The sequence below is a fragment of the Paraburkholderia pallida genome, from assembly GCF_004524855.1.
Classification (GTDB): domain Bacteria; phylum Pseudomonadota; class Gammaproteobacteria; order Burkholderiales; family Burkholderiaceae; genus Paraburkholderia; species Paraburkholderia oxyphila.
This window is the reverse complement of sequence record NZ_CP038148.1, coordinates 1-17,019: the sequence shown is the minus strand read 5'-3', so window position 1 is coordinate 17,019 and position 17,019 is coordinate 1. Positions and strand designations below refer to the sequence as shown.

At 64.8% G+C, this 17,019-nt stretch carries 11 protein-coding genes; 8 read left to right on the top strand and 3 right to left on the bottom strand.

The features are described from left to right. Window positions 1-13: 13 nt before the first annotated feature. Window positions 14-562 (top strand): plasmid fertility inhibition factor family protein, encoded by a 549-nt coding sequence (locus tag E1956_RS00055; protein ID WP_418789228.1) that lies wholly within the window; start codon window positions 14-16, stop codon window positions 560-562. A 118-nt stretch (window positions 563-680) separates the two neighbouring features. On the opposite strand, the gene E1956_RS00050 is transcribed toward E1956_RS00055, so the two are convergent. Further along, the gene (locus E1956_RS00050) at window positions 681-1,718 is read right to left on the bottom strand and encodes a LysR family transcriptional regulator (protein WP_134746325.1); all 1,038 of its coding nucleotides are present in this window, start codon (window positions 1,716-1,718) and stop codon (window positions 681-683) included. A 591-nt stretch (window positions 1,719-2,309) separates the two neighbouring features. Between E1956_RS00050 and aspT (E1956_RS00045) the strand changes: the two genes are divergently transcribed. From aspT (E1956_RS00045) to E1956_RS00035, 3 genes are all read left to right on the top strand, one after another. Beyond that, complete coding sequence (aspT, locus tag E1956_RS00045; RefSeq protein WP_134746323.1) at window positions 2,310-3,992, top strand: aspartate-alanine antiporter; 1,683 nt, start codon at window positions 2,310-2,312, stop codon at window positions 3,990-3,992. Window positions 3,993-4,178: 186 nt separating this feature from the next. Then, on the top strand, window positions 4,179-5,864 hold the full coding sequence (aspT, locus tag E1956_RS00040) for an aspartate-alanine antiporter (RefSeq protein WP_134746321.1): 1,686 nt from the start codon (window positions 4,179-4,181) through the stop codon (window positions 5,862-5,864). A gap of 143 nt (window positions 5,865-6,007) precedes the next feature. After that, window positions 6,008-7,666, top strand: coding sequence for a bifunctional aspartate transaminase/aspartate 4-decarboxylase (locus E1956_RS00035; protein WP_134746319.1), 1,659 nt, complete (start codon window positions 6,008-6,010; stop codon window positions 7,664-7,666). Between the two features lie 121 nt (window positions 7,667-7,787). Here the strand turns inward: E1956_RS00035 and E1956_RS00030 are convergent, their stop codons facing one another. After that, the gene (locus E1956_RS00030) at window positions 7,788-9,014 is read right to left on the bottom strand and encodes an MFS transporter (protein WP_134746317.1); all 1,227 of its coding nucleotides are present in this window, start codon (window positions 9,012-9,014) and stop codon (window positions 7,788-7,790) included. 491 nt (window positions 9,015-9,505) lie between these two features. On the opposite strand from E1956_RS00030, the gene xdhA reads away from it, so the two are divergent. From xdhA to E1956_RS00010, 4 genes are all read left to right on the top strand, one after another. Beyond that, complete coding sequence (xdhA, locus tag E1956_RS00025) at window positions 9,506-11,065, top strand: xanthine dehydrogenase small subunit (protein ID WP_134746315.1); 1,560 nt, start codon at window positions 9,506-9,508, stop codon at window positions 11,063-11,065. Between the two features lie 37 nt (window positions 11,066-11,102). Continuing rightward, a complete protein-coding gene (gene xdhB / locus E1956_RS00020) occupies window positions 11,103-13,457 on the top strand; it encodes a xanthine dehydrogenase molybdopterin binding subunit (RefSeq protein WP_134746313.1) in 2,355 nt (784 codons plus the stop codon). 58 nt (window positions 13,458-13,515) lie between these two features. Continuing rightward, on the top strand, window positions 13,516-14,112 hold the full coding sequence (gene xdhC, locus E1956_RS00015) for a xanthine dehydrogenase accessory protein XdhC (protein ID WP_232071191.1): 597 nt from the start codon (window positions 13,516-13,518) through the stop codon (window positions 14,110-14,112). A gap of 219 nt (window positions 14,113-14,331) precedes the next feature. After that, on the top strand, window positions 14,332-15,912 hold the full coding sequence (locus tag E1956_RS00010) for a Fic family protein (protein WP_134746311.1): 1,581 nt from the start codon (window positions 14,332-14,334) through the stop codon (window positions 15,910-15,912). An 84-nt stretch (window positions 15,913-15,996) separates the two neighbouring features. Here E1956_RS00010 and E1956_RS00005 read toward each other — a convergent pair whose 3' ends face one another. After that, the gene (locus E1956_RS00005; RefSeq protein WP_134746309.1) at window positions 15,997-17,019 is read right to left on the bottom strand and encodes a LysR family transcriptional regulator; all 1,023 of its coding nucleotides are present in this window, start codon (window positions 17,017-17,019) and stop codon (window positions 15,997-15,999) included.

Sequence of the window (17,019 nt, the reverse complement as noted above, 5' to 3'; positions counted from 1 at the left end):
ACGCGCCCTTCGCATGCCGCCGACGTCCCTGCCCACGCCTACCGAGATGCCTTCGACCCCGTCACCGCACCCGTCCGCATCCGGACCCTTCTGGGTCGTGCCGGTGCCGGCCCATCATCCCTACGACCACGTGCGCTTCAAGCGCGTCTTCACGACCGACGGCACACGTCACGAAGTGGTGATCGTCGACTTGCACAAGCTGCTGGTCTGCGCCGAGCGCGACGACACCGACTACGTGCTCAAGCCCGTCGACGACTGGCATGCGGGCAAGGTGCGCGGCATCCGCGAGTTTCTCGACCCGCACAACGAGCGGGTGCCGCAGATGCCCTACGTGACAATCGCGAAGCGGCGTGCGGGTGGGCTCGCGGGTTGGTTCGGCCTCGCGCACGTGGGCGTGGTGGCCTTTCGCAACGGCCAGCATCGAGCACGCTACCTCGCATGGGCGGGCGCGACGTGGCTGCCGGTGGAGGTGCATGAGCGCGAAGCGCCGCTGCTGCGCGAGCTGTGCGGCGCAGCATACCTCGACGAAGACGGGGAAGGCGGGGCACCGGGCCTGGAATAGCGGAGCCCGACGACCGCCCAGGCGCCGCCTTGAGCGTGCTGCGTACGGGGCCAGCGTGTGCCGGCTTGTGCCTGGGTGATGATTCCGGGTTGATGCCTGATTGGTGCTCAGCCGGCTTTCAGCTGCCGTTCATCGCATGCAGCGCCGGGCTGCTGCCGAGCGCGCCGCCGATCGGCAGCAGCACCGCTGGGCTGGCCGCAAGAGCTGCACCAGGCGGGACCGTCGTTCTGCCGCCGCCATCGCTTGCACACTGGAAATGCTCGACGGCGTAATCGACGAAACGCAGCGTTTTTGCGGGCAGATACTGGCGGTTCGGATAGACGATCGACATGTGGGCCTCGGGGTCGTCGATCTCGTAGTCGGGCAACAGGCGGATCAGCGTGCCGGCGGCGAAGTCGTCGGCGACGAGCGACGCCGGCACGACCGCCACACCCATGCCCGCGAGCGCGGCGTGCCGCACCATCAGCATGTTGTTCACCGCGTAGGCGGGGCGCAGCGTGATCTGCTGCGCTTGCTCGCCAGGCTTCGCGAACTGCCAGCTGACACTGCGCTCTTCGGGGGGCAAGGTCACCGCGGCGTGGCGCGCGAGCTGCGCGGGCGTGGCGGGTTCGCCGTGCTCGGCGATCCAGGCGGGCGAGGCGCATGGCACGAACGTTGCCACGCCGAGCGCTTGCTCGATGATCTCCATGTCGTCGTTGCGGCCATTGCGCGCGGGCTGGGCCGCGACGATACCCACGTCGAACCGGTCCTCGACGAGATCGATTTGCCGCTCGGCGAGCGTGAGGTGCACGTTCACGTGCGGATAGCGTCGCCGATAGCCGTCGATGAGCGGCGTGAGCGTGACGAGCGACAGCGTGCTGGCCGCCGCCACGCGCAACGTGCCGCCCGGCTCGCGCTCGGTGTGCGCGAGCGCGTTTTCGAGGTGGTCGAGTTCCTCGAGCACGCTGCGGCAGCCCTCGAGATAGCGAAGGCCCGCTTCGGTGAGCGAAAGATTACGCGTGGTGCGGTTGATGAGCCGCGTACTGAGGTGCGCTTCGAGCATGGCGACCGCACGGGTGACAAGTGCGTTCGAGACGTCGAGTTGTTGCGCGGCCCGGCGAAAGCTTTGCGATTCCGCAACCCTGACGAAGACGCGCATGGCGTGTATTTGATTCATCGAATTTCGCCTCGTATGCTCGCTGCATTTACCGGGTTAAGGGGCGTTCTGTTCGACATTGCGGCTGTATCGATTGCCGATGGAGCACGCTTGCTGCGACGTCGTGACCGCGATATTAGCCAGAAAATAATATTGACAGTCGTCAGGAATTGCAATATCTATCTCAATCGATGTCGTTGTTTCAGTGTTGTAAAGGTTGAATTTCCAGGTGGTAAGGGTATTGGGCAATGACTAAGGGTATTGGGCAATGCGTAAGGGTATTGGGCAATGCGGCGTGCAATTGAAGTCAATTGTGTGATTCAACGGCGCGCAAGCGATGCGCGGCGCGCTTTTCCTGTATGGTGTGCTTCGTGAGGAATGCCCGTCTGGCGGGGCTTTGCCTTTGGTTGTTCCAGAACGTTTGTTTTCAACGAATTGAAAGCTTTGTTGCAGCATCGCTTAACATTTTCCGCGCGACTTTGATTTGGATTTGCTGGTTTTTTTCGCATTGCGCCAAAATGTCACGAAGCATCGGGATAAAGATGTGCGTGCAGTGAGCATGTTTTTTTATGCTTTTCTCTGAAAACTAAAACGTAAATCGGCAGACCAGACATGATCGTCGAATTGCTGAAGTCGCAGCCCGAGATTGCCCTGTTTGTCAGCCTCGCGCTCGGTTATTTGATCGGTTCAATCCGCTTTGGGCCGATTTCGCTCGGCGGCGTGTGCGGCACGCTGATCGTCGCGCTCGTGCTGGGCCAGACGGGCGCGCGCATCTCGCCCGATCTCAAGAACGTCGCCTTTGCGCTGTTCATCTTCGCGCTCGGCTTCACGGGCGGCCCGCAGTTCTTCGCGAACGTCGGGCGCGGCTGGCGCTACGGACTCCTGTCGATCGTCGAAATCGTCTCGGTCATGACGCTCATCATGATCGCAGTGGTCACGATGAAGCTCGACGCGGGCACGGCTGCCGGGTTGCTGGCGGGCGCCGCCACCGAGTCGGCCGTGATCGGCACGGCCTCGGAGGCCATCGCGAAGCTCGGCTTGAGCGACGCCCAGGTGAGCACGCTGCAGGCGCACGTGGTGACCGCCTATAGCGTGAGCTACCTGTTTGGCCTGATCACCATCGTGCTGTTCACGAGCCAGATTGGGCCCATCCTCATGCGCGTGAACGTGCGCGAGGAGGCCGCGCGCCTCTTTCGCAAGCTCGGCGGCGACGGCGTGCTCGACGACGGCCAGCGGCTCGCGCTGCCGCCGCTCGAGGGCCGCGCGTTCGAGGTCGGACCGGCCGCGGGCACCCAGGTCTCGGCGTTCGAGGCGCGCTTTGGCAACAACATCACGGTCGAACAGGTCCTGCGCGAGCAGCGCCAGATCCATACGGACGCGCAGTTCGTGCTGCAGACGGGCGACATCGTGTTCATCGGCGGGCGGCGCGAGGCCGTGGTGGAGGCGGCGGGCAGTCTGGGCGCCGAAGTCTCGGGCGAGGGCTTCGTGAAGCTCTTCGCGCAGCGCACGGACGTGATGCTCACGCGCCGCGAAGCCAACGGCCTCACGCTTGCGCAGATGCGCGAGCGTGCCGACCCGGAAGCGGGGCGCGGCATCTACGTGGGCGCGATCACGCGGCTCGACACCACCGTGCCCGCGCTGCCCGGCACCGTGGTGCATCGCGGCGACGTGCTCACGCTGATCGGCTCGCCCGCGGACGTCGCGCGCGGCGCGCAGCGCCTCGGCTACGTGATCCAGCAGACCCAGAAGACCGACTTCGTCTACCTCGGCCTGGGCGTGCTCGTGGGCATGATGATCGGCCGTTTCGGCGTGAGGGTAGGCGGCGTGGCGCTCGAGCTCGGCACGGGTGGCGGCTGTCTGCTCTCGGGCCTCTTCTTCGGCTGGCTGCGCTCGCATTTTCCCGTGGTCGGCTCGCTGCCCTCGGCTGCGGCGCAGGTGCTCAAGGACTTCGGCCTCGCGACCTTCATCGCCGCCGTGGGCCTCTCGGCGGGACCGGACGCCATCAAGCTCGTGCGCGAATACGGTCTCGCGCTGCCACTCGCCGGCATCCTGATGGTGCTGATTCCGGGCCTGCTCTCGCTGTGGATCGGGCGCATGTTCCTCAAGCTCGAAGCGCCGATGCTGCTTGGCGCGATTGCAGGCCAGCAGTGCAGCACGCCGGCGATCAGTGCGCTCGTGGGCGTGACCGGCAATTCGACGCCGGTGATCGGTTACACGATCACCTACGCGCTTTCAAACATTCTGTTGCCGCTCATGGGGCCCGTGGTGGTCGGCCTCGCGACGAAATTCGGCTGATTGTTATTTGAGCAGTGGCGCACGCCGTGTTAGCCGACATCGCGCGCGCCGAACCCGTCCGCGGTCGATGACGGCCGCGATATCACAACACATTGGCGCGCTTTCATCAGGCCGTCCGACTGGCCGTCCAACTGGCCGTCCAACTTCAACGGCAGCAAGCAGTTACTTCTACCATGCGAGGGCACGATGGAATGGCTACATGACATCTTTCACAAATCTCCGGAAATCGCCTTATTTCTCTCCCTGGCGGTCGGCTACTGGATCGGCCAGATCAACTTCGGCAAGTTCCAGCTAGGCGGCGTAGGCGGGTCGCTGATCGCCGCCGTCGTGATCAGTCAGGTCGGCGTGACGGTCGACAATGGCGTGAAGGCGGTGATGTTCGCGGTCTTCATTTATGCCGTGGGCTACGACTCCGGGCCGGGCTTTTTCAACTCGCTCAACCGCAAGACGCTGCGCGAGATCGCCATGGCCGTGTTCATGGCCGTCTCGGGTCTCGTCACCGTGCTCGTCTGCGCCAAGCTCTTTCACCTCGACAAGGGCCTGGCCGCCGGCCTCGCCGCGGGCGGCATGACGCAATCGGCGATCATCGGCACGGCGGGCGACGCCATTGCGCGCCTGGGCTTGCCGGCCGACCAGGTGAAGGCCATGCAGGCCAATGTCGCGGTTGGCTACGCGGTGACCTATGTGTTCGGCTCGCTTGGCGCGATCATCGTCTGCGTGAACATCCTGCCGAAGTTCATGGGCCGCAGCCTCAAGGACGCCTCCAAGGACGCCGAGCGCGAGATGTCCGGCGGCGACGCCGCGGCGGGTCCGGGGCAGATTTCGGCGCTGCCGGACCTGTTCGGCCGCGTGTTCCAGGTTGAAGCGGCAGCAGGCAAGACCGTCAAGCAGATTGAAGTGGCCGAGAAGGATCTCGTCGCCATCGAGAAGGTCCGCCGCGCGGGCAAGCTCGTCGATCCCACGCCCGATTTCGTGCTGAGCCGCGATGACCTCGTGCTCGTGGTCGGCCGCCGCGAGCAGATGGTCGAAGTGGGCGCGCTGATCGGGCCGGAAATGCCGGACTCGGGCGGCATGAGCCTCGTGATGCAGACGCGCCAGGTGGTGTTCACGGCGAAGGGCATGAATCACACGACGATCGCCGAAGTGCGCAAGAACGTCGACCGCGATCAGCGCCACGGCGTGTACATCGAGAAGATCGAGCGCGCGGGGCAGCCCGTGCCGGTCCTGCCGGGCACGAAGCTGGAGCACGGCGACGTGGTGACCGTCTACGGCACCTCGACCGACACCAAGCGGGCCGTCGCGGCGGCCGGCTACGAGCTCCCGTACAGCAACAAGACCGACTTCATCTACATGGGCGTGGGCCTCGTGCTCGGTCTGCTGATCGGTCTCATCGTCATCAACGTGGCAGGCATTCCGCTCACGCTCGGCTCGGGCGGCGGCTGCCTGCTCGCGGGTCTGGTGTTCGGCTGGATGCGCGGCAAGCATCCGATGTACGGCGTGATGCCGACGGCGGCTTCGCAACTGCTCAAGGATTTCGGTCTCGCGGCGTTCGTCGCAGTGGTGGGGCTGAATTCCGGGCTCCAGGCCGTGGTGACGATCAAGCAGAGCGGCATCACGATCTTCCTGCTCGGCGTGGTCGTGACCCTCGTGCCGCTGTTCCTCACGATGCTGTTTGGCCGCTACGTGCTCAAGTACAACAACGCGGCGATTCTCGCGGGCGCGCTGTCCGGCGCACGCAGTGCGAACCCGGCCTTCGGCGGCATTCTCGACAAGGCCGAGAGCGCCGTGCCCACGGTGCCGTTCGCCATCACCTATGCGATCGCCAACGTGCTGCTCACGCTGCTCGGGCCGCTCGTGGTCGGTCTCGCATGACATGAAGTCAAACGGGCCGCGCAGGTGGGATGGAGTGGCGCAGGCCCGAGCGCATCGATCTGTCGAAACCGCGTGCCGCTTGCGCGCAAGGCGTCAAACGCAAGCATGGGCGGCACGCCCAACGTCTTCCAATGGAGAGCATCATGGCAAAAGGTAAAGGCAACGACTCGAAGGGCAAGGCAGGCCTCGACGCACTGAGCCCGTTCGAGCTCAAGGACGAGCTGATCAAGGCGGCTGGCGGCGGCGCAACCGAGCGTCCGGCCAACTTCTCGATGCTCAATGCCGGCCGCGGCAATCCCAACTTTCTCGCCACGATTCCGCGTCACGGTTTCTGGCAACTGGGTCTCTTCGCCATGCGCGAGTCCGAGCGCTCCTTTGCGTATATGCCCGAGGGCGTGGGCGGCTTCCCGCAGCGCGCGGGCATCGTCGAGCGCTTCGACCTGTTCGTGCGTGAGAACAAGGGCCAGCCCGGCATCGAATTCCTGGCGGGCGCCGTGTCGTATGTGCGCGACCAGATGGGCCTTTCGGCGGGCGATTTCCTCTACGAAATGTGCGAAGGCATCCTGGCCTGCAACTACCCGGTGCCGGACCGCATGCTCAAGCTCTCCGAGATCATTGTCGGCCAGTACCTGCGCCGCGAGATGATCGGCAAGCATCCGTTCGTGGGCGAGATGGACGTGTTCGCGGTGGAGGGCGGCACCGCGGCCATGACGTACATCTTCAACACGATGCGCGAGAACTTCCTGATCAAGAAGGGCGACACGATCGCGCTCGGCATGCCGATCTTCACCCCCTACATCGAGATTCCCGAGCTCAACGATTACGAGCTCAACGTCGTGCATCTGAACGCGACCGTCGAGAACAACTGGCAGTACTCGAAGAAGGAGCTCGACAAGCTGCGCGACCCGAAGATCAAGGCATTCTTCCTCGTCAATCCGAGCAACCCGCCTTCGGTCAAGATCGACGACGCCAGCCTCGAATACATCGCCGAGATCGTGAAGGAGCGCCCGGACCTCATCCTGCTCACCGATGACGTCTACGGCACCTTCGCCGATAACTTCGTTTCGCTCTTCGCACTGGCGCCGAAGAACACGATTCTCGTGTACTCCTATTCGAAGTACTTCGGTGCGACGGGCTGGCGTCTGGGCGCGATCGCGACGCATCGCGAGAACGTGCTCGACGCCGCACTCGCGAAGCTCCCGAAGGAGCAGAAGAAGGAGCTGCATCATCGCTACGAGTCGATCACGACGGAGCCGGACAAGCTCAAGTTCATCGACCGTCTGGTGGCGGACAGCCGCACCGTCGCGCTCAACCACACGGCGGGTCTCTCGACGCCGCAGCAGGTGCAGATGGTGCTGTTCTCGCTGTTCTCGCTGATGGATACGCCCGATGCCTACAAGAATGCGCTCAAGCGCCTGATCCGCAGCCGCAAGCGCGCGCTCTACGAGGAGATGGGCATTGCCGTCGACGAGGGCGACCCCAATCAGGTCGACTACTACACGATTATCGACATGGAGTATCTGGGCGAGAAGCGCTTCGGCCGTGAATTCGTCGACTGGCTGCTCAAGCAGGTTCAGCCCAACGAACTGCTGTTCCGTCTCGCGAGCGAGGCGCGCGTCGTGCTCCTGCCGGGCAAGGGCTTCGGTACGCCTCATCCCTCGGGCCGCGTGTCGCTCGCGAACCTGAACGAAGCGGATTACCGCAAGATCGGGCGCGCGATGCGCAAGCTCAGCGAGGAATACGTGCAGCGCTATAACGAGGCCACGGGCAAGAACCTCGATCCGAACGCCGTGAAGAAGTGAGGATGACCAGGCGGTACTCGTTTGGCCATTGAGTTGTAGTTGACCTTCGGGCCGCCGCGAGGCACAAAAAAACCGCACCCGCCGCAAAGAGTCGGGTGCGGTTTTGTTTATTTCCGCGCGCTTATTCCGCCTTTGAGGCGACGGTGCCGCCTTGCGCGGCGTTACGCACGCTCTTGCGATGCAGCGAGACCGACAGCGCCACAGCCGCCGCAGCCGCGATCGCCGCGAACAGATACACCGACCCATAGCCGAACAGATTCGCGACATAGCCCGCGAGCGGCCCGGTGATGCCGAGCGAGAGGTCGAGAAACACGGAATAGGCCGAGAGCGCCGCGCCGCGGCTCGCCGCCGGCACGAGACCGACTGCCTCCACGCCCAGCGCCGGGAAGACCAGCGCGAAGCCGAAGCCCGTGAGCGCCGCGCCCACCAGCGCGACATGCGGCGTGGGCGCGAGCCACAGCAGCAAGAGACCGACGCATTCGCACGAAAACGAGGCAATCGCCACACGAAAACCGCCGAACGTCTTGATCGTGTTCGCGAAGAGCAGACGCGCGCCGATAAACATCAGCCCGAACAGCGTGAGCGAGAAGGCCGCGTTGGGCCAGTGGCGCGCCGCATAGAACAGCGTGATGAAGGTGGCGATCGAGCCGAAGCCCGCCGACCCGAGCGCGAGGCCGAGGCCGTGCGGCAGCACGCGCGTGAGCACGCTGCGATACGACATGCGCTCGCCGTGCACGATCGGCACCGGTGCGATCGGGCGCGCGAGCCAGAAGCCGAGCGCGGCCAGCGCGATCACCGAAACGCCGAGCGTCCAGAAGCCGAGGTAATGCGTCATTTCCACGCCGAGCGGGGCGCCGATGGCGAGCGCGCCATAGGTGGCGATGCCGTTCCACGAGATCACGCGCGCGTTGTGCGCCGTGCCCACGCGGCCGATGCCCCAGAGAATCGCGCCCGTGCCGCACAGGCTCTCGCCGCAGCCGAGCATCAGGCGGCTCGTCACGAGCAGCGCGAGCGAGAGCGCGGGCCAGTGCGCGACGAGCGTCGCGAGCAGCAGCAGCACGCCGCTCGCGCCACAGCCGATCATCCCGATCGTCACGGTCTTCTTGGGGCCGAGCGTATCGGCCGAGCGCCCGGCCAGCGCCCGCGAGCAGAGCGTCGCGATGTATTGCACGCTGATCGCCCCGCCGGCCACGATCGTGCTGAAGCCGAGGTCGTTGTGCACGTAGCCCGGCAAGACGGCGAGCGGAATGCCGATGGTCAGGTAGCAGAGGAAGGTGAAAAAGACGACCGGGATGATCTGCAAGGTCGTCGACGCGGCGTTGCGCTCGGGCGCTGAATCGGCGGACATGGGGAAAACGAGGATGGATAACGGCGGGAAAGCCGTGATTCTCCCATGGAACCGGTTCTTCCGCAGATGTTGAAAAGGTGTTCCAACGGGTTGAACAGGCGATTTTCTGTGTGTTTTCGCACCGCGCGCGGCGTGTTGTGCTCAGCGGGAAATGAGCGGAATTGAGCGACGATGGCCGCATTTCAGCCGCTTGCGGCACCAGGGCGGACGTGCTGCGGCTTGCTTGCCTCTCCTTGGTGCACGGGCTCAGGCCCGGAATTGGCCGATTCGCACGAAATGGGTGTTCAGCAGTGCGATTCGGCCAACTACACATAAGTGCGGCGAAACCGCAAGCCGACGATTTATCGCATCAACGATATATCCCCCATGTACCTCTGCCTATGGGTTCTCAATATTGGTGGTGATAATTTTCGAACCGTCCACAGAAGCGCGGTACACGCAGACCCCCTCGGGCAGTCCAGCGAGCCGCAGAACACGACGAGACAGAAATCATGAGTCAGCAGCCGATCCGCTTTTATCACCGCAACGCCGTTCGCGAAGTCAGCGACGCCGATGTCACCCGCACCGTTCTCCAGTACCTGCGCGAAGACGCGCGCTGTACCGGCACCAAGGAGGGCTGTGCTGAAGGCGACTGCGGCGCGTGCACGGTCGTTGTCGGCGAGCGCACGGCCGAAGGCGGCGTGAGCTTCAAGGCCGTCAACGCCTGCATCCAGTTCCTGCCCACGCTCGACGGCAAGGCGCTCTTCACCGTCGAAGACCTGCGCCAGCCCGACGGCTCGCTGCACCCCGTGCAGCAGGCGATGGTGGACTGCCACGGCTCGCAATGCGGCTTCTGCACCCCCGGTTTCGTCATGTCGATGTGGGCGCTCTACGAAAAGCACGGCCATGAGCACGCCGGCGCGGCCGGGCATGCAGGCCACTCCGGCCAGGGTTGCCCGGGCAAGGCGGCCTGCAGCGTGCCCTCGCGCGACGAGATCGCCAACGCGCTGACCGGCAACCTGTGCCGCTGCACCGGCTATCGCCCGATCCTCGACGCCGCCGAGCAGATGTTCAAGGCCGACGCGCCGAAGCAGCCCGTCGACGTGAAGGCGCTCGCACAGACGCTCGCCACGATCGAGCGCGGCGAGACGTTCCACTACGAGCACAAGGGCCAGCAGTACGACGCGCCGCGCACCGTCGACGCGTTCGCCGAGATCAAGGCCGCGCGCCCCAACACGCGCATTCTCGCGGGCAGCACCGACATCGGCCTATGGGTCACGAAGCAGATGCGCCAACTGGGCGACATCGTCTACGTGGGCCAGGTCGAGTCGATGCGCCAGATCGACGTAAGCGACGAGTGGATCGAGATCGGCGCGGGCGTGACGGTCGAGCGTGGCTACGCGGAGCTCGCAAAGCATTACCCCGAGCTGGAAGAGATGTGGCAGCGCTTCGCTTCGCTGCCGATCCGCAATGCGGGCACGATCGGCGGCAACGTCGCGAACGGCTCGCCGATCGGCGACTCGATGCCGGGCCTGATCGCACTGGGCGCGCGCGTGGTGCTGCGCGGCGGCGACACGGTGCGCGAGATGGCGCTCGAAGACCTCTACCTGGCGTACCAGAAGAAGGACATGGCCGAGCACGAGTTCGTGCTCGCGCTGAAGGTGCCGACCCGCACCGGCGCGCGCGCGAACCTGAAATTCCGCACCTACAAGATTTCGAAGCGCTTCGACTCCGATATTTCGGCGGTTTGCGCAGCGTTCTCGTTCATCGCCGATGGCGACACGATCCGCGAGCCGCGCATCGCGTTCGGCGGCATGGCGGCCACGCCCAAGCGCGCGACCCACACCGAAGGCGTGCTCGCCGACGCGCAATGGCACGAAGCCACCGCGCAGGCGGCCATGATCGCGATGGCGAACGACTACGCGCCGCTCTCCGACATGCGCGCGACGAGCGACTATCGCCTCGAAGCCGCGAAGAACACGCTTTATCGCTTCTGGCTGGAAACGCGGCCGAACAATCCGCTCGCGCCGCAAGCACTCAACGTGCGCGCCGTCGCGGCAGAAACGGCTTGATACACCAGGAAACGGACAACATACGGAGATCGAAACAATGAACCAGCAAGCCGAACCGTTCCTGGAAGAAGCCAAGGCGCGCGAGCCTTTCGCGCAGGTGCACGTCTCGCGTGCGCACGAATCGGCGCATCTGCACGTGAGCGGACGCGCCACCTACACCGACGACATTCCGAACGTGGCGGGCACGCTGCACGCAGCGCTCGGCCTTTCGCAGAAGTCGCACGCACGCATCGTCTCGATGGATCTGTCCAAGGTCCGCGCGACGCCGGGCGTGGTGGCCGTGCTGACCGCCGGCGACATCCCCGGCGTGAACGACTGCGGCCCCATCATCCACGACGACCCGATTCTCGCCGATGGCGTCGTGCAGTACGTCGGCCAGCCGATGTTCATCGTGGTGGCCACCACGCACGACACGGCACGCCTCGCCGCGCGCCGCGCCGAAGTGCAATACGAAGAGCTGCCCGCGGTGCTCACCGCGCAGCAGGCGCGCGCTGCCGAGCAATACGTGCTGCCGCCGATGAAGCTCGCGCGCGGCGACGCGTCCACGCGCGCCGCACGCGCCGCGCACCGCCACGAAGGCGAAATGCTGCTGGGCGGCCAGGAGCAGTTCTATCTGGAAGGGCAGATCGCCTACGCGGTGCCGAAGGACGACGACGGCATGCACGTCTGGTGCTCGACGCAGCACCCGAGCGAAATGCAGCATCTGGTCGCGCACGTGCTGGGCGTGCACTCGCACAACGTGCTCGTGGAGTGCCGGCGCATGGGCGGCGGCTTCGGCGGCAAGGAATCGCAGTCGGGCCTGTTCGCGTGCTGCGCGGCGCTCGCCGCGTGGAAGCTCCTGTGTCCCGTGAAGCTGCGTCCGGACCGCGACGACGACATGATGATCACGGGCAAGCGTCACGATTTCCACTATACGTATGAAGTGGGCTACGACGACCAGGGCACGATCGAAGGCATTTCGGTCGACATGACCTCGCGCTGCGGCTTCTCCGCCGACCTCTCCGGCCCGGTGATGACGCGCGCCGTCTGCCACTTCGACAACGCCTACTGGCTGCCCGACGTCTCCATCGCCGGCTACTGCGGCAAGACCAACACGCAGTCGAACACCGCGTTCCGTGGCTTCGGCGGTCCGCAGGGCGCGTTCGCGATCGAGTACATCATGGACGACGTCGCGCGCTCGCTCGGCCTCGATTCGCTCGATGTGCGCCGCCGCAACCTCTACGGCAAGACCGAGAACAACGAGACGCCGTACGGCCAGGCGCTTGAAGACAACGTCATTCACGAGATCATCGACGAGCTGGCGCAGACGAGCGGCTATCGCGCGCGCCGTGCCGCGATCCGCGAATTCAATGCGAACAACGACGTGCTCAAGAAGGGCATCGCGCTCACGCCGGTGAAGTTCGGCATCGCGTTCAACGTCACGCACTTCAACCAGGCGGGCGCGCTCGTCCATATCTATACCGACGGTTCCGTGCTCGTGAACCACGGCGGCACGGAGATGGGTCAGGGCCTGAACACCAAGGTCGCGCAGGTCGTGGCGCACGAGCTCGGCATCGACTTCGGCCGCGTGCGCGTGACCGCCACCGACACCAGCAAGGTGGCCAACACTTCGGCCACCGCCGCCTCGACGGGCACCGACCTCAACGGCAAGGCCGCGCAGGATGCGGCGCGCCAGCTGCGCGAGCGTCTGGCCGCGCTCGCGGTCAACACGTGGGGCGAGGGCCGCGTCAACGTCGCCGATGTGCGCTTCGCCAACGACTGCGTGATCGTCGGCAGCGAGATCGTGCCGTTCGAGGCGCTCATCGCGAAGGCCTATCTCGCGCGTGTGCAACTGTGGTCGGACGGCTTCTACGCGACGCCCAAGCTGTACTGGGACCAGAAGACGCTGCGCGGCCGGCCGTTCTACTATTACGCCTATGGCGCGGCGGTTTCCGAGATCGTGATCGACACGCTCACGGGCGAGATGCGCGTGCTGCGCGCCGATGCGCTGTACGACGCGGGTTCGTCGCTGAACCCCGCGCTCGACGTCGGGCAGGTGGAAGGCGGCTTCATTCAGGGCATGGGTTGGCTCACGACCGAAGAGCTCTGGTGGAAGCCGGACGGCAAGCTCATGACGCACGCGCCGTCCACCTACAAGATCCCGACCGTGAACGACACGCCCATCGAGTTCAACGTGAAGCTCTTCAACAACCGCAACGCGGAAGACAGCATCCATCGCTCGAAGGCCGTGGGCGAGCCGCCGCTGCTGCTGCCGTTCTCGGTGTTCTTCGCACTGCGCGACGCTGTGGCAAGCGTGGCCGACTATCGCTTCAATCCGCCGATGAATGCGCCCGCGACCGCCGAGGAGATCCTCAAGGGCGTGCGCGCGGTGCGGGCGATGGCACGCGCCTGAGCGTGAATGAACGCGCTTGAGCATGTTTGAGCGCGCAGTTTTGAAGGAGTCTCACAAGATGATGAGCGGTACGAATCATTGCGAACGGATCGACGCCACGGGGCGCGTCGTGATCGGGCGGCGCGGCACGCCGGTGCCGCACTACGGGCCGATGCACGTCGTGCTGTTCGGCGCGGGCCATGTGGGCCACGCGCTCGTGACGCTGCTCGGCATGCTGCCGTGTGTCGTGCAGTGGGTGGACGAGCGCGACGAGCTGTTCCCCGATGAAGTGCCGCCCAACGTGCAGATCGAGGCGACCGACACACCCGCCTCGATCGTCGACGAGGCGCCGCCCGGCGCGTACTTCATCGTGATGACGCACAATCACGCGCTCGATTTCGAGCTGTCGCTGCGCATCATGCGGCGGCGCGATTTCGCGTGGTTCGGGCTGATCGGCTCGAAGACCAAGCGCGTGAAGTTCGAGCGCCGTCTGATCGAGCGCGGCGTGGCGCGCGAGCACATGAGCGAGATGACCTGCCCGATCGGCGTGCCGGGCATCGTCGACAAGGCGCCTTCGTCGATTGCGGTGGCGGTGGCCGCGCAACTCATGCAGATGCGCCCGCCGCTCGGCGATGCACAACATCGGGCGAGCACGCCGATGCTTGCGAGAGTTTGATGTCGAGCGCCCGCCTGACGTCGATGTGACGGTGGGCGCCGAAAATCCAGTGTCTGCCGTGAGCTACACCCCAACCGTTGGACTTCGGTCCTGCGCTTGGGGTGCTTTTTTTTTGACTGGACTCCACGGGTCGGAACTGTGGTTTTAGCGTTTTTATCGAAAGGTGCGCTATTCTTAACGAAATTATTCGCCGATTATCGAAATTAAAGGGGCGCATCGATGGCGGAGGACTGGGTTGGTTACCGCTGGCTTTCAGAGCGATATAACGCGCGCCCAGTGCAGCCGCAACCGGTTGAGAGCGATATCGGCGCAACGCGGCGCACCACGCGGCACAACGGGACCGTCAGGGAAACATACACCGCAGCGATGAGGCCGGCGGACACCCTGTCTGCCCACCTGACGTTCGCGCTCAAGCACGAAGGTGTTTTTCTGGAGCAGCTTGCCCGGCTGTTCAACGTCATTCCCGAAGGGGAAATCCGCGCCTGGGTGCTCGCCGAACGTACTGGCCAGTATGCCCGGCGTGCTGGTTTCCTGTACGAATGGCTCACGGGCCGCCTGCTCGACGGTGTTCCCGCGGTGACCAACGGTGGCTATGTCGACGCGATTGATTCAGCCGACTACGTCGTAGCCACAGCCCCCGGTAACAACACGCGTTGGCGCGTGCGCGACAACCTGCCCGGCAGCCGTGAATTCTGTGTCACCGTGCGGCGTACCGACATCGCGCGGAAGGCCGAAAACTACGACTGTGGGGCTCAACTCGATGCGCTCCAGGTGGAGTATGGTGCCGATGTACTACGGCGTAGTGCGGTTTGGCTGACGCTCAAGGAAAGCCGCGCGAGTTTTCAGATCGAGCACGAGCAGGACAAGACGGACCGTATCAAGCGCTTTGCGGCTGTCATGGAGACGCGCATCGGTGCTTGGGCCAATCCTCTGGAGTTCGGCACGCTTACCGGATTACAGCGGGAAATTATTGGCGACCTGACGACTCTCAAGCACTTCGGTCTGCGACAATCGCCTGTGTTCGTCGGCGCGACGGACCATTTTCGCGATGTCATCCATTATATTGCTCCGCACTGGAAGGACGTTAGTGGGATGCTCGACGGACTGGCTGCGTTCCTGACGCGCACGGCGGGCGCTTCCCCGATCGCGCGCGCGGCCGCAGTGTCGTTTGGTTTCGTCTACATTCATCCGCTGGCCGACGGAAACGGTCGAGTGCATCGTTTCCTGATCAACGATATTCTGCGGCGCGACAACGCGGTCCCGCGGCCTTTCGTTTTGCCGATTTCGGCTGCCATTACGAGCAAGGCGCAACATCTTGCGGCATACGATCAAGTGCTCGAGGTCCTGTCCAGGCCTCTGATGCAACGTTACGAGCGCTGCGCGGGTTTCGGGGCGTATCGCGAGTTCGAAGACGGCGCGAAGTCGAACTTCACATTCGGCGCCTACGACGACGCCGCATTCACGTGGCGCTATCTGGATCTCACGGCTCACGTGGAGTATCTAGCCGGGTTGATCGATCGCACGATTCGTACGGAGATGCGTCAGGAGGCCGAACTGATCCGCAACTGGGATCGAGCCAGATTTCTCGTGAAGGAGGTGCTCGATGGACCGAACGCCGACATCGACCGGATCATCCGGTCGGTACGCGATAATCACTGGAGCGTGTCGGGCAAGTTGAGTAGGGAATTCCCGATCATCGAGGAGGCAAACCTGGGTGGAGCCATCGTGCGGGCGGTTCGCGAAGCGTTCGATACACCAGAAGAACCGGAACCGCCCGCACCTTCTGGCGAGCCTCGATAACGGTCGGCGCAATCTTGGTTTCCGCGTCAACTGCTGGCGCGAGTGCCGGCTTTTTCAAACAGAGATGGCTTGCGCCGTCTTCTCTTATGGCGCACCGGCTTGCTCTGCATCTTTGCCGTCCGCGGCCTTCGCGCTTTTTCCGCTTCGCGCGGTCTTGGCGCTTTGCGTTTTCGCCTTGCGCGCGGGTTCGGTGAGCGTGGCCGACACCTTGTCGATCAGCTCGCGCAGCCAGTCGATGTCGCTTGGCCGGTCGGGCTGCGGGTGCCACAACTGATAGCAGCGAATGCGCGGAAACGAGAACGGCGGCTCGGCCACGGCGATCGGCATGAGCCGCGCGTAATGCGTCGCGAAGCGGCGTGTGGTCGTGAAGATCAGGTCCGACTGCAGCAGCACCTGGGGCGCGAGCCCGAAGTAGGGCAGCGTCGCGACGATGCGCCTTTCGGCGCGCGCTTTCGCGAAGCCCAGGTCGACGGGGCTCGCGTTCGCGCCGGTATAGGGCGTGGGCGCGAGATGCGCCGCCGCGAGATACGCATCGCGCGTGAGCGGTGCGCGAGCGAGCGGGTGGTCGGCGCGCATCATGCAGACGATTTTGTCGGTGAACAGGTCGCTACGCGCGAAGTGAGGGTCGGGCTTCGGCCAGTTGCCGATCACGATGTCGATTTCGCCCGATTCCAGCGCGGCGTGATGATCGAGCGTGGGCGATAGCGAGAGAATCTCCAGACGCGCCGAGGGCGCCGCCTCGCGAAAGCAGGCGATCAGCGTCGGCATGAAGAAGTCGTTGAGATAGTCGGGCGCGGCCACGCGGAAGGTGCGCTTGGAGCGCGCCGGTTCGAAGTCGCCGTGCGGCGTGGCGACGAAGTCGACGTCGCGCAGCACGCGCTGCGCGTGCTGCAGCAGTGACTCGCCGTACTCGGTCGGCACCATGCCGGCCTTGCCGCGCACGAGGATGGGGTCGCCGAGAATCTCGCGCAGCCGCCGCAGCGCCGTGCTGATCGCCGGCTGCGTCTGGTTCAGCCGCAGCGCGGCCTGCGTGACGCTGCGCTCGATCAGCAGCGTGCGCAGCACGCGCACGAGCCAGATATCGAGGGAAAGGGCAGTGTCGTCCAT

Bases quoted from the DNA above. Each gene is read 5' to 3' on its own strand.
- E1956_RS00005 (WP_134746309.1), bottom strand. From the start codon at position 17,019: ATGGACGACACTGCCCTTTCCCTCGATATCTGGCTCGTGCGCGTGCTG.
- E1956_RS00050 (WP_134746325.1), bottom strand. From the start codon at position 1,718: ATGAATCAAATACACGCCATGCGCGTCTTCGTCAGGGTTGCGGAATCG.
- aspT (WP_134746323.1), top strand. From the start codon at position 2,310: ATGATCGTCGAATTGCTGAAGTCGCAGCCCGAGATTGCCCTGTTTGTC.
- E1956_RS00010 (WP_134746311.1), top strand. From the start codon at position 14,332: ATGGCGGAGGACTGGGTTGGTTACCGCTGGCTTTCAGAGCGATATAAC.
- E1956_RS00030 (WP_134746317.1), bottom strand. From the start codon at position 9,014: ATGTCCGCCGATTCAGCGCCCGAGCGCAACGCCGCGTCGACGACCTTG.
- E1956_RS00035 (WP_134746319.1), top strand. From the start codon at position 6,008: ATGGCAAAAGGTAAAGGCAACGACTCGAAGGGCAAGGCAGGCCTCGAC.
- E1956_RS00055 (WP_418789228.1), top strand. From the start codon at position 14: ATGCCGCCGACGTCCCTGCCCACGCCTACCGAGATGCCTTCGACCCCG.
- aspT (WP_134746321.1), top strand. From the start codon at position 4,179: ATGGAATGGCTACATGACATCTTTCACAAATCTCCGGAAATCGCCTTA.
- xdhC (WP_232071191.1), top strand. From the start codon at position 13,516: ATGATGAGCGGTACGAATCATTGCGAACGGATCGACGCCACGGGGCGC.
- xdhB (WP_134746313.1), top strand. From the start codon at position 11,103: ATGAACCAGCAAGCCGAACCGTTCCTGGAAGAAGCCAAGGCGCGCGAG.
- xdhA (WP_134746315.1), top strand. From the start codon at position 9,506: ATGAGTCAGCAGCCGATCCGCTTTTATCACCGCAACGCCGTTCGCGAA.